We start from the raw sequence: 13,008 nt of genomic DNA, 5'->3' as shown, positions 1-13,008 counted from the left end.
CGATAAGGAAGTTTTATAAAACTCAACGTTCGTTAAAGCATACAAAAAGAGAGTCGGGGGCCTTTCCCCGGCTCTTTTTCAATCTCTTTCCTGTTTAAATTATTTATTAATGGGTTAACTTGGCACTCTTAATTCTTATTATTTAAGAACGTAAAAGTTCCTAATTCATCTACATCTACCTGGATCTGTTGCCCTTCCATAAATTCACCTTGCAGAAGTTTAAGTGCAAAAGGATTTTGCAGACGTTGTTGGATCACCCGTTTGAGAGGTCTTGCCCCATAAACAGGGTCATACCCCTCATTAGCAAGTTGTCGACGGGCTTGATCAGTCAATACTAGCGTGAGCTTTCGTTCACTTAAGCGTTTACGTAACAGTCCAAGTTGAATTTCTACGATTCTTCCGATATGCTCGCGACCTAGAGGATGGAAGACAATGACTTCATCTAATCGGTTTAGAAATTCCGGCCGAAAGTGGTGTCTAAGTTCCTCATTTATAATAGAACGAACTTCTTCTTGAGGTGAGTTACTTCGAGCGAGGTCCTGAATAGCGGGGCTAGCAATATTACTAGTCAAAATGACAACCGTGTTTTTAAAGTTTACCATTCGCCCTTGCCCATCTGTTAACCGTCCGTCGTCGAGGAGCTGCAAGAGCACATTCGTGACATCACTATGTGCTTTCTCTATTTCATCGAAGAGGATTACACTATACGGTTTACGACGTACGGCTTCAGTGAGTTGCCCGCCTTCCTCATATCCTACATACCCTGGAGGGGCTCCAATTAGGCGTGCCACGGTATGTTTTTCCATATACTCTGACATATCAATTCGAACCATAGCCTGTTCGTCATCAAAAAGAAATTCAGCCAATGCCCTTGACAGTTCAGTTTTCCCAACGCCTGTCGGCCCCAAAAAGAGGAAGGAACCCAAGGGCCGATTTGGATCCTGTAACCCCGCACGAGCTCGTCGTACAGCATCAGCAACGGCACGAACGGCTTCTTCTTGACCGATTACACGTTCATGTATCCTTTCTTCCATTTTGACGAGCTTTTCCATTTCACTCTCCATGAGTTTAGAGACGGGAACATGGGTCCACGTTGCCACAATTTCAGCGATATCTTGCTCTACCACTTCTTGCTTTAACAATGTAGTTTTCTTTTCAAGCAGTTTTTGTTCCGTGGTTTGAAGTTCTTTTTCTAGAGTCGGGATTATGCCATACTGAAGTTCTGCCGCCTTATTATAATCCAACTGCTGTTGGGCTTGCTCCATGAGGTTACGTGAGCGGTCGACTTCCTCTTTGAGTTGTTGAATTCGGGCAAGAGTTTCGCGTTCACCTTGCAATTGAGCTTCCAGCCCAAAACGTTCTTCTTTGAGGTTGGCTAACTCTTCTTCGATTTTTGATAAGCGTTCCTTGCTGGCTTCATCTTTTTCTTTTTTTAAAGCCTCTCGTTCAATTTCCAATTGCATCATCCGACGTTTAATTTGATCTAATTCGTAAGGATCGCTCGTAATTTCCATACGCATACGTGCTCCCGCTTCATCAATAAGATCAATAGCCTTGTCGGGGAGAAAACGATCACTGATATAACGATCTGAGAGCACTGCTGATGCAATGATTGCTCCGTCTGTAATTCGTACACCATGGTGCGTTTCATAGCGCTCCTTGAGACCACGCAAGATAGAGATGGTATCCTCCACACTAGGAGCCTCCACCATGATCGGTTGAAAGCGCCGTTCCAGTGCAGCATCTTTCTCAATGTGTTTGCGATACTCCGCTAATGTTGTCGCTCCAAGCATACTGAGTTCTCCACGGGCCAACATGGGTTTTAACATATTGCTAGCATCCATTGCTCCTTCAGCAGCCCCCGCTCCCACAACCGTATGCAATTCGTCAATAAATAAAATCACATCGTCACGATCTTGGATTTCTTTGAGCACCGCTTTTAGGCGTTCTTCAAACTCTCCTCGATACTTAGCTCCTGCGATTAAGGTTCCCATATCCAGGGAAATAACTTGTTTTCCCCTAATTGCTTCAGGAACATCTCCGCGGACAATCCGTTGAGCTAATCCTTCGACGATTGCGGTTTTACCCACTCCTGGCTCCCCGATCAAAACGGGGTTATTCTTCGTACGTCTGGAAAGTGTCTGAATGACTCTACGGATCTCCACGTCACGACCAATGACTGGATCAAGACGTCCGCGCCTCGCTTGTTCCACTAGATTTAGCCCATATTGTTCAAGGGCAGCATAAGTGCCTTCAGGATGAGGGCTTGTAACTCGTTGGGTTCCTCTGATTTCACGCAAGGCCTGTAGCAATTTTTCGCGGGTCAGCCCCGCTTGTTTTAGAATTTGTTCGGAAGATCCCCCGGATTTTCCGAAAATAGCAAGTAATAAATGCTCTGTGCTAACATATTCATCCCCAAACGGGATCATTTCATCATGGGCCGCCACTAACACAGTCCGCAAACGAGGAGAAATGCTAATTTGTACGTTGCCACCGCTAATGCGGGGAAAGCGATTAATCTCCTGCCGGGTGGTTTGGATGAGTACGCCAACTGCTATGTCTAATTTAGTTAGTACTTGAGGCACAACACCATCGCCTTGCTCTAGAAGGGCGAGCAACAGATGTTCTGGCTCCACCTGGCTATTTGTGTTGCGTTCCGCCTTGGTTTGGGCGTCTGTAATTGCTTCCTGGGATTTCTGAGTAAAACGGTTGGTATCAAAAGACATAATTCGCTCACTCCTTTTCGAGATAGGTTTAGTCGGGGTGTTCAAATGCATTCCGCATTGCGTATGGAAGGAACTTTAATGAATTCAAGAAATATAACCTATAGTTTAAATATTCTTCACTGTGGCTTTGCGTTTATCAGCTAAATCTCGAAGAGCTGTAATTTCTGGCTCCCTAATGTCTTCTGGTAGAACGATCGATAATTCTACCAAAAGGTCTCCATATTGGTTCGGCTGTTCTAAATTTGGCAAACCTTTTCCTTTTAAGCGGAATTTCTTCCCACTTTGAGAGAGGGGTGGAATTTTGAGAAGGACTTCCCCGTCAAAGGTTTGAATACTGACCTCTCCTCCCAAAACCGCCCGATAGAAGTCAATCGGCTGATCTGCCCTTAAGTTATCTCCATCTCGATCAAAACGAGTATGCGGGCTTACCGTTATGTTTAAATAGAGATTCCCCACCGGCCCGCCCGAAATTCCCGGACTCCCTTGGCCTGTTAAGCGTACTCTTGAACCAGTCCGCACTCCCTTCGGTATTTTGGCTTCTATTTTTTTATCACCAGTATGGATAACGCGTGTTGTTCCACGGTGAGTTTCTTCTAGGGTCACTTGGACTTCAACTTCAAGATCCTGGCCGGCGCGGGGGCGTCCCTCGGCAAATCCTCCCGCAAATCCGCGACCTTGCCCTCCACCCCCTCCAAAAAGGGTCGAGAAAAAGTCAGAGTACCCGTCTCCACCCGACCCGTTAAATCCTCCCGTTCTTCCTGAGCCACCGAACATTTCTGCAAAATCTTCTGGAGACATTGTATGGGTCTGCCTGCCACCGCCCCCTCCTCCAGGATTCGATTGCCAACGACCCCAATCAAAATCTCCACGTCCTCCACGTGTCTGCCATTGTTGATAATCTTGCCGCAGTTCATCGTATTTATGTCGTTTCTCGGGATCGCTGATCGCTTGATAAGCTTCTGTGGCTTCCTTGAACTTAGCTTCAGCAGCTTTGTCCCCCGGATTGACATCTGGGTGATATTTTTTAACTAATTTTTGATAGGCTTTCTTTATTGTCTTTTCATCTGCATCTGGCGAAACACCCAGATTTACATAATAATCTTTAAAATCCATTCTCTCACCTCATATACTATTAGTTTCGGCAATGGTTATCCTTGTTTAGTTTCTGTTTGTGGTTATTGTTTAAGTTTGTATGGTATATATTAGAATATTATTCTTCTTTACAATTAAATTATAGCCTCTTTTATTATAAAGGTCAATAATGGTCAGATATATTTTTGACTATTTTTTAACTAATAATTAGTGTCATATAGTAATAAATATCGGGTAAGAAATTCTATGAATTCCTTACCCGATTATCAGTTTGATAATCTATCAAATTGCTTCTTACTCATATTCCAACTTTATATGAAAATAGTTTGGATAAGCAGAAAGTGACTAATACTTGACAATATCATCAATTTCTCGGTAGATGAAATACCGTATCAAGAGGATCGTATTTGCGTAATTCGATGCATAACATCGGTTTTAACCTTCCGAAGGGTATCCTCTGCTTCTAGAAGAGTGTCTCCTTTTACCGAGAAATAGAATTTAATCTTAGGCTCTGTTCCAGAGGGGCGTACCATAACGAATCCCCCACCGTTGAAGGAAAACCTCAAAACATTTGAACGGGGAAGTTTGAGGGGGTATGTTTGTCCTGACCCAAGATTCTTACCAATTCGATGTTCATAATCGTCGAATTTCTCAATGAGAATGCCACCCAATTCAAGGATCTCTTCCTGACGAAGAGTATCCATAATCCGTGCCATCTCCTCTTTACCTTTCATGCCTTCCAACGCTAGAGACTCTTGTGCATCAAGGTAATATCCAAATCTTTTATAGATGCCCTCCAGAATATCAAAAAGGTTACTTCCTTCCACCTGTTGATAATAGAGAGCCGCTTCTGCCAAGAGGACTGAGGCAATAATTCCGTCTTTATCTCGGACAAAATCACCGGCGAGATATCCGTAACTCTCTTCAAACCCGAACTGGAAAGTCCCCCAGCCGTTCTCTTCCATTTCCTTTTCCTTTTCGGCAATGAACTTAAATCCAGTCAACACGTTTTCGACGCGGACATTAAAGTAATTAGCAACCTCATCAGCCAAATCTGTTGAGGCTATTGTTTTAATGATCGTTGCGTTTTCAGGAAGAGTTCCTAATGCCTTTTTTCGAGACAGTATATAGAAAGTTAACAGTACACCAATTTGATTACCGGTAAGCTGCTCAAAGTCTCCGTTAGAAGCGCGCAAAACCACGCCCAAACGATCTGCATCTGGATCAGTTGCTAAGAGAAGGTCAGCATTTATCTTAACCCCATATTTGCGGGCTAGTTCAAATGTTTCAGGAATTTCCGGATTGGGATATGGGACGGTCGTGAAGTCTGAATCGGGAAGTTCTTGCTCAGGAACAATAGTGACCGAAGAGAAGCCAAGTTCTGATAAAGCCCGACGGACGAGAATGTTTCCTGCTCCGTGTAAAGGAGTGTAAACGATACGGAGGTTCTCTCCTTTTTGTGCATCGAGGCCTGGATTCAACGCGAGTTCTCGGACGAGAGCAAGGTAAGGTCGATCGATTTCTTCACCGATAATTTCGAGTAGCCCACTCGTCTTAGCTGCTTCTATTGACATTGGTTCGATACCCAACCAGTTTTCGCGCGCTTCAATACGAGCAAGTATTTGGTCTGCTTTTGCAGGAGGTACCTGGCCACCGTCATCCCAATACACCTTGTAACCATTATAGGTCTTGGGGTTATGGCTAGCGGTCACCACAATACCAGCCAAAGCATGCAAATGACGGACAGCAAAAGAAAGCTCTGGTGTAGGGCGAAGTCCATCAAAGAGATAAGCCTTTACTCCGTTTTGTGCAAGTACAAGAGCTGCTTCAAGAGCGAATTCGGGTGAGTACCTTCGAGAATCATAGGCAATAACAACTCCTCGCTGCATCCCTTCAGTCCCGTGATCACAAACACACTCTGCTAACCCCTGGGTTACTTTCCGTATGACGTACTTGTTCATACGGTTTGTACCTGCTGCTATGATCCCTCTTAAACCACCCGTACCAAATTCTAAATCCATGTAGAAGCGGTCCTCAATTTCTTGAGTATCAGTTATCAGACCAAGCTCCTGCCGTGTTTCTTCGTCAAAGTAAAGGTTTTCTGACCATAAGCGGTAGCGATCTTGAATACTCTTCATTAACATCCCGAGTTAAGAAAACTTGGACAAACCTAACCTTTTCCTTTCGTAAAATTTCTTGTACCCTTCTCCAAGTTTTAAACCAATATTACTTAATATATCTCAGTAATAACCGTCCAATGACTGATGTTCCGTTGAAACATACGGAAATGGATAATATTTCCTACGAAACATAGTATAGCATATTCTCACCTGTAAGAACAATCAGATTCATGGAGTTTTTCAGACTGTTTGAGCTAAAGTCGGTGTTTAAATAACAGGCTTGATATACAAAAAACCTCAGTCTAAAACTGAGGTTCAATAACCGTAGAGATTATTATTCCCACAAGTCCTGGGCCAGTATGAACTCCCATGACTGGACTAATCTGATTGAATTGTAATTCCTTGACATTGGGGATTTGGCGCGCTTTTTCCCATAAATTTCGAGCTTCTTTCTCAGCACCGCCATGGACAACAGCGACATTATAATCTGCGCCCTGAGTACATTCTGCTAAAATTTCAGATAACTTTTTTAGCGATTGATCTCTGCCACGAACTTTTGCATGGGTAATGTATTTTCCTTCAGAATTCACAGTAATAATCGGTTTTATATTCAAGAGTTCACCAATAGTCCCTGAAACGTATCCGATACGTCCGCCTCGTTTTAGATATTCTAATGTGGAAAGCACAAAAAACATCTTAGTTTGTCGCGAAACATTTTTTGCAACATCAACTGCAACTTGAAAATTCATCGAACGCCTGAGTTCGCGTGCTGCTTCGAGAACCGGAAAACCTAACCCCATAGAAAGTGATTTCGAATCTAACACTTCTATGAGCATCTCTTTGTACTCCTGAGCTACCTGGCATACAGTTTCATAGGTTCCACTTAAACCACTCGATATATGCATTGAAAGAACGTGTGTCACATGCGCGTCTTTTAACCGGCTAAACAAATTGGCTATTTCTGCAGGAGAAGGCAAAGATGTCGTAGGGACCTCAATTTCCATATTGTCATAAACCTCATCTGGACTGATATTTACCCGGTCCAGATATTCTCGATCTCTGTAGACCACGTGCAAAGGAAGGAGTTCGATCCCAAACTCTTTAATCATTTCTGGATCCAAGTCACTCGTACTGTCTGTTACGATCGCTATTTTAGGGACATTCGTCGGCAATGGAGTTTCTTGCATGAAGCTAGTTCCTTTCCATCATACAATAATTCTGAATATATTATTCAGTATATCATAATATCCGACAAATTGAACTTGCAAGTTTTGCAGGTTAGGATATCAACCTTTGTGTAGCTTTGCGCACATCATCAAAAGCTGTAGAATGTTCAATAATTTCTCCAGCTAGATCAATTCCACCGTAAAGGCAGGGTTGGGCGTATTTAATATCTAACATATGAAAGAAGGTTTGAATGGATCGTTCAGCACATTTAAACAAGTCCTTTTTTTGTGTACCTGCAGTCGAAAGAAATAGTCCGATACGATCGGGTCCTGCTGGGTTGGCAAGCGACTGATGATGGAGGTATTTGAGTGCCCAAAAAGGTTGCATCCGGTCGATCAAAATTTTGGTTTGGGCATTCAAGCCCATAAAAAAGATTGGAGCAGCGAGGATCAGACGATCAGCATGAATCAATCTTTCTTGAAGCTTGGGGACATCATCGTTAATTACGCATACCCCATTGGCAGAACATGCACCACATCCTTGACAGGGGGTTATTTTAAAATCCGATAGATAAAGCATCTCTGTAATATGACCCTCAATTTCGGCTGTTTTCATTCCCTCTAAAAGTAATGAGGTTGTGTTCCCGTTACGACGTGGGCTGCAAGCAATTCCAAGCACAGATAATGCCATTATTCTTCGACTCCATTTCAGCTATAGTTTTTTTTTCACACATAAAGAATATCCTAGCCAAGTACAAAAGCGAGCTTCTTAAAGATTTAAGAAACTCGCTTTTAGATTTGACTTTTTCCGCATGGATTAAAGCTAATTAGATTACAATATAGGATTAGGATCTGGGTCAAAATACCGCACCCTTTCTGTAACTACTTATCCTTCTTCATGAGCTTGCCTTTGAGTCTGTGTGGACTTAATTGATTCTAGTCCAACCGATTCCAAAATCGCATTAATCATTAATTGTTCTTTTTGCGTCATATAGATTTCTTCCTTTCAATTAAATTTTGTCTAACCAAACAAGTATATACTTTTTTGAATAAATGTCAAGTTCATTTGAGAATTAGTTAGAATTTTGGGGTTTACGAATGTTTTGACGAAAACCGACCCGTTATTTACGTAAAACACCGGACTTTAATAACCTATGCACGTGCCAGCAATTTATGTCAGCTCACAACACATTTCGAACTGTTTTACACTCGGATTAATTCCATTCGATCTGAGCAAAGCGGCAATCCAATCTTCGGGTTGATTTGTCAAGGACCAGGCTTCGCCTGTGTGCAGTAATAGTTTGTTAACCACCTCTTCAGCCCCAGCTGCGGTACCACTCCAAACATCAATTAATGGGGCATTTTTCTCACCGGCAAAGAGAGCACCAGCGGTCCCTGCCGAGTTCACAAAGGCTAAAGATTGTCTATACCGTCGTAGATATCCCTCTCTTCTTTGCCATGAAGGATTAAAAAAGGCACGGCGCCGGATTTCAAAGTATTGCTTCAAGGAAATCGATCTAAGTGGACGAGCCTCAATACGATTAGAAAGAAACCGAGTTTGTGAACGATATACACCGAGTTGGCGCACTTGAATAAAACCAACTGACTGATAGACTATACGCGCATGATTTTGCTCTAAAACCTCTAGGTAAATTCGTTTTAGACCGATGCGATTAGCCAAATCAAGTTGGGTATGTAATAGTGGAGCAAATATCCCTTTACGTCGGTAATCAGGATCGATACATGTCCCAGCGATCCAGCCATCAGCCCCTTCAATTGATAGCAAAGCAAACCCAATGACTTGCTCTTTGAAAATAATAGCAATTGAATGCTGCAAGGAAACTTGGCTTAGGTCAAGCCAGAGTTTCATGTACTCAGGTTTGTACGACATATCACAGTAGTACCCGCGCCAACAACGGTTCCAAATCTTCGTTAAATCGACTAAATTAATCGATTTAAGAGTTGTCACACTAATATTTCTCATGGTTAGTAACTCCACTTTATTCTCCTCAATAGTTTTAATTTCTTAGCTCTCATGAATCTTTCGATTATGTAGAGCTAATTTCCTGCTAACTATTTAAAGGGTTTCCCTATGTTTTAAAGGAAAGACGTTTTGCGGGGCGAATAAGTATTATTTCACTCCATTAAAGAAGGCAAATCGGAAAACATTTTTTCTTGAAAGGTGGTAAAAATATGAAAACTTCTTGTATTAGTAATACGGAACGGCAGTTTGCTCAAGAACTGCTTGATTTTATTGAAGAAAGCCCATCTTCCTTCCATGTAGTCGAGAACATAAAGAAAATGTTCGCTCCTCAAGGATTTCGCGAGTTGACCTTAGATGAGAAATGGTCGCTAACTCCTGGGGGAAAATATTTTGTTACACTAAATAATTCGGCCTTGATTGCTTTTATAGTCGGACAGGGTTCACCAGAAGAGTATGGGTTTCACCTCATAGGAACGCACACAGACAGTCCTTGTTTCCGACTTAAATCTTCACCTGAAATCCAGGTAGAAGGGGGTTATTTAAAATTGAATGTCGAAACGTATGGAGGTCCGATTTTGAATACTTGGTTGGACCGGCCACTTTCTTTGGCAGGTCGGATTATCCTACGTGGGGACTCTCCTTTCTCTCCTATAACTAAACTCATTCGAAGTGAACGTCCGTTACTTGTGATACCAAATCTTGCGATTCATATGAACCGCAAGATCAATGAAGGAATCGAATTGAATAAACAAAAGGACATGCTACCATTATGGACACAAATTACGGAGAGTTTACAAAATGAAGGGGCCATGATTCAGCACCTTGCCGAAACCGTGCAGTGTCTTCCTGAGGATATCTTAGACTTTGACCTCTTCCTTCATGACTGTGAAAAAGGCTGTTTTGTCGGGCTTCAGCAAGAATTTATTTCAAGTGGACGACTCGATGATTTGGCTATGATTCATGCAGGTGCTTGGGCCCTATCTAATGCAAATCCTGCTTTAATGACGCAGGTCCTGGCCTGTTTCGATCATGAAGAATGCGGAAGTACTTCTAAGCAAGGAGCAGCTTCTCCATTACTGGCCCATGTTCTAGAACGAATCCTGCTGGCGCAAAAAAAGGATCGAGAATGCTATTTTCGGGCCTTGGCGCATTCTTTCCTCATATCAGCTGATATGGCGCATGCTCTTCACCCAAACGCCGTCGAAAAGCATGATCCTGTTATTCGACCAATCCTCAATGGGGGACCTGTGATTAAAATCAGTGCAAACCAAAGCTATACGTCAGACGCAGAATCTGCGTCTGTTTTCGTGGCCCTCTGTCAGCAAGCATGTGTTCCAGTTCAGAAATTCATCAATCGATCAGATGAACGAGGAGGATCGACCATCGGTCCGATATCTAGCACTCATCTTGATATTCGTTCTGTAGACATTGGGAACCCCGTCTTAGCCATGCATTCCATACGCGAGCTTGGAGGGGTCAAAGACCACTTGGCTATCGCAAATGTCTTCTCTCAATTCTATGAAACACTATAAATTTTCTTCCCACTCCAATTTGTCACCGAGTTGAGTATTAGTAGCTTTCCCCCATCTCACAGGAAACTCGATGATACTGGTCGCCTCCCGGATAAAAGGAGAAATTCTCCAGGGGTGTAATTCATCTATTAGTGCACAAACATGGCCCGTTTTGTCCAAAAACCACACTGAAAGTGGATAGTGCATACCTATCATATGAACTTGTTGACAAGGTTTAAGCCAAAGCCCCTCTCCTAGTGCTATACGAGGCCTTCCCAACAGTCCACGGAATCGAGTCCAGAACGAATCCGTTTTCCATACCCATTCCCCTACGATTTCACCTGTCCTAAGATTGCGAAATTGTCCAGATCTCATTAATGTTTCTTCCTTTCCTTTTCAGAAAACCCAACGATTATTTCTGCTTAAACATCTCCATAATATGAATAATTGCCGGTCCAAGAACAATGATGAATATACTGGGAAAGACAAAAAATACTAAAGGAATCATCATTTTCACAGGGGCTTTTTGGGCCTTTTCCTCTGCGCGTTGCCGTTGTTTCTGCCTAATCTGTATAGCTTGATTTCGCAAAACGCTACCAATAGATATCCCCAGTTGGTCGGCTTGTACGAGTGAAGCTATAACATTGCTGAAGTCTTCAGCGGGCTTGTTGCGCCTCGCTAAGTCTCGTAAAGCTTCCCGACGCGGACGACCCATTTTAATTTCCTGCAACATCCTCAAAAATTCTTCCGCTAGAACACCTTTTTGCTTCTCCACAACTTTGAGTAAGGCAGCATCAAACCCGAGCCCTGCTTCTACACTGACGGTTAAGAGATCGAGAACATCAGGCAACGTGCGCTGGATTTCCATTTGCCGTTGCTTAGCTTTCGCCTTCAACCAGGAATTAGGAAACATGTAGCCAATAAGGAAGCCGATGATCCCCATTTCTATCCGCGTTAGAAATCCGGCATTTATCAACGAAAATATTCCCAAAAACACAAGTGAAAGTAGCACGCTTAGAGCGTATTGTAACCCTTTCCATTCCGCGTCTTCCCATTTACCCGATAATCCGGCAGCACTAAGCTTCACTGTCGTTTGTTCTCGTTGTCCTTTAGGAGCCCACCGTGTTGTGAGATGGGCAAATTGATGGAGCAACGGACGTAACATCCGCTCGCGTAGCGGGCGGATATCTTCATCGACCGTCATTTCTCCCTGTCCCAAGGCCCGCGAAATCCGTTCTTGCGCCTTACTTTCTTGCTTAGTAGAAAAAATCCCGATCAGCGTAAAACAGACGGCACCAACTATGCTCAATAGAATAATGGCTAATAGCAAGGGGCTCACTCCTTTGTTCCTAGTTCGCCCAGATTGGGGTTAAGATGATCTTCTTTAGACCTCGATCGTAATGATCTTTCGGATGATTATAAAGCCGATGAATTGGGAGATAAGACCGGCGGCAATCATTGCCCACCCGATAGGATGACTGAATAGTATGGAAAGATAGCTCGGATTGATCACACTCAAAACAGCTGCTATTCCAAATGGAAGGGCGGCGATAATATATCCGGACATCCGGCCTTGGGCGGTGAGTGTTTTAATTTCTTGCTGGATGCGAAGGCGATCCTGGATCGTCGCATGAATATTCAGGAGTACTTCTGCCAAATTCCCTCCAGCCTGACGCTGAATCAGCATGGCTGTTACGAGCAGGTCTAAGACATCACTACCGACTCGTTCAGATAAATGGATCAAGGCTATTTCCGTAGCGGTTCCGTACGTCATTTCACGCAAAGCAAGATGAAATTCCCCTGAAATAGGATTAGGCATTTCCTGACTGACCATTTCCATGGCTTGTAAAAGGCTAAATCCCGCCCGCAGAGAATTGGCCAAAACCAGCAAAGCGTCTGCCAGCTGATTGTTAAATTGGCTGCGTTTCCTTTTCTGGGCAGATTTTAACCATAACCTAGGAAGTATCCCTCCACCTACGGCAAAAAGAATTCCCAGGTAAATTTTTTGCGTGAGCATAATGCCAATGAGGAAAAAGAGAACGGTTAAAAAAGCTTGGAGAACCAAAAATTCTCCGCCTTTGAGTGGAATATTTCCACGGATCAATTCGAGGTCCAAACCCTCGCACCAATGACGTGGTGCGATACGACCTAAAAGTGTGAGCAAGTGTCTTATATCTCTTTTACTTGTTCCCGGGTTAGACGGAGCCCTTAACGCCGTAAACCGTCGAAGTTTAGCTTCAAGTGTCTCTTCATGGCGTGTAAGGGCAAGGATTCCGAGGTAAACCGTTAAAAATGTGGTGACTGCCGGAATGAGTATGACTGTTTGAGCCATCCCCTTAACCATACGGTTCCTCCTTACATCCGAGATTATTACGAAAACATGGCTAGCGCCAATCCTTAGTGAAAGCT

The 13,008-nt window shown here is 43.3% G+C and carries 10 protein-coding genes; 1 reads left to right on the top strand and 9 read right to left on the bottom strand.

Translation table 11 applies throughout. The features are described from left to right. Positions 1 to 128 precede the first annotated feature (128 nt). From clpB to E4K68_RS12645, 6 genes are all read right to left on the bottom strand, one after another. Entirely contained in the window at positions 129 to 2,726 is a 2,598-nt protein-coding gene (gene clpB, locus E4K68_RS12670; RefSeq protein ID WP_135379300.1) for an ATP-dependent chaperone ClpB, read from the bottom strand. A gap of 105 nt (positions 2,727 to 2,831) precedes the next feature. Further along, positions 2,832 to 3,839: a J domain-containing protein gene (locus E4K68_RS12665; protein WP_135379299.1), complete on the bottom strand. Its 1,008-nt coding sequence runs from the start codon at positions 3,837 to 3,839 to the stop codon at positions 2,832 to 2,834. 371 nt (positions 3,840 to 4,210) lie between these two features. Continuing rightward, the gene (locus tag E4K68_RS12660; RefSeq protein WP_135379298.1) at positions 4,211 to 5,956 is read right to left on the bottom strand and encodes a phospho-sugar mutase; all 1,746 of its coding nucleotides are present in this window, start codon (positions 5,954 to 5,956) and stop codon (positions 4,211 to 4,213) included. Between the two features lie 284 nt (positions 5,957 to 6,240). Continuing rightward, positions 6,241 to 7,125: a DegV family protein gene (locus E4K68_RS12655; RefSeq protein WP_135379297.1), complete on the bottom strand. Its 885-nt coding sequence runs from the start codon at positions 7,123 to 7,125 to the stop codon at positions 6,241 to 6,243. 91 nt (positions 7,126 to 7,216) lie between these two features. Further along, positions 7,217 to 7,795 (bottom strand): flavodoxin family protein, encoded by a 579-nt coding sequence (locus E4K68_RS12650; RefSeq protein WP_135379296.1) that lies wholly within the window; start codon positions 7,793 to 7,795, stop codon positions 7,217 to 7,219. 480 nt (positions 7,796 to 8,275) lie between these two features. Then, complete coding sequence (locus E4K68_RS12645; RefSeq protein WP_135379295.1) at positions 8,276 to 9,088, bottom strand: GNAT family N-acetyltransferase; 813 nt, start codon at positions 9,086 to 9,088, stop codon at positions 8,276 to 8,278. 209 nt (positions 9,089 to 9,297) lie between these two features. On the opposite strand from E4K68_RS12645, the gene E4K68_RS12640 reads away from it, so the two are divergent. Further along, positions 9,298 to 10,620: a M18 family aminopeptidase gene (locus E4K68_RS12640; RefSeq protein WP_135379294.1), complete on the top strand. Its 1,323-nt coding sequence runs from the start codon at positions 9,298 to 9,300 to the stop codon at positions 10,618 to 10,620. Here the strand turns inward: E4K68_RS12640 and E4K68_RS12635 are convergent. From E4K68_RS12635 to E4K68_RS12625, 3 genes are all read right to left on the bottom strand, one after another. After that, entirely contained in the window at positions 10,615 to 10,974 is a 360-nt protein-coding gene (locus E4K68_RS12635; protein ID WP_135379293.1) for a DUF192 domain-containing protein, read from the bottom strand. The two genes, E4K68_RS12640 and E4K68_RS12635, sit on opposite strands and share 6 nt — an antisense overlap. A gap of 37 nt (positions 10,975 to 11,011) precedes the next feature. Then, positions 11,012 to 11,908: a type II secretion system F family protein gene (locus tag E4K68_RS12630; protein WP_243450357.1), complete on the bottom strand. Its 897-nt coding sequence runs from the start codon at positions 11,906 to 11,908 to the stop codon at positions 11,012 to 11,014. A 75-nt stretch (positions 11,909 to 11,983) separates the two neighbouring features. Next, complete coding sequence (locus tag E4K68_RS12625; protein WP_135379291.1) at positions 11,984 to 12,943, bottom strand: type II secretion system F family protein; 960 nt, start codon at positions 12,941 to 12,943, stop codon at positions 11,984 to 11,986. Positions 12,944 to 13,008: the final 65 nt, after the last annotated feature.

The organism is Desulfosporosinus sp. Sb-LF (genome assembly GCF_004766055.1).
GTDB lineage: Bacteria > Bacillota > Desulfitobacteriia > Desulfitobacteriales > Desulfitobacteriaceae > Desulfosporosinus.
This window is presented reverse-complemented; position numbering and strand designations above follow the sequence as displayed.

Coding starts and splice junctions, on each gene's coding strand:
- E4K68_RS12635 (WP_135379293.1), bottom strand. CDS start 10,974: ATGAGATCTGGACAATTTCGCAATCTTAGGACAGGTGAAATCGTAGGG.
- E4K68_RS12625 (WP_135379291.1), bottom strand. CDS start 12,943: ATGGTTAAGGGGATGGCTCAAACAGTCATACTCATTCCGGCAGTCACC.
- E4K68_RS12665 (WP_135379299.1), bottom strand. CDS start 3,839: ATGGATTTTAAAGATTATTATGTAAATCTGGGTGTTTCGCCAGATGCA.
- clpB (WP_135379300.1), bottom strand. CDS start 2,726: ATGTCTTTTGATACCAACCGTTTTACTCAGAAATCCCAGGAAGCAATT.
- E4K68_RS12660 (WP_135379298.1), bottom strand. CDS start 5,956: ATGAAGAGTATTCAAGATCGCTACCGCTTATGGTCAGAAAACCTTTAC.
- E4K68_RS12655 (WP_135379297.1), bottom strand. CDS start 7,125: ATGCAAGAAACTCCATTGCCGACGAATGTCCCTAAAATAGCGATCGTA.
- E4K68_RS12640 (WP_135379294.1), top strand. CDS start 9,298: ATGAAAACTTCTTGTATTAGTAATACGGAACGGCAGTTTGCTCAAGAA.
- E4K68_RS12645 (WP_135379295.1), bottom strand. CDS start 9,088: ATGAGAAATATTAGTGTGACAACTCTTAAATCGATTAATTTAGTCGAT.
- E4K68_RS12650 (WP_135379296.1), bottom strand. CDS start 7,795: ATGGCATTATCTGTGCTTGGAATTGCTTGCAGCCCACGTCGTAACGGG.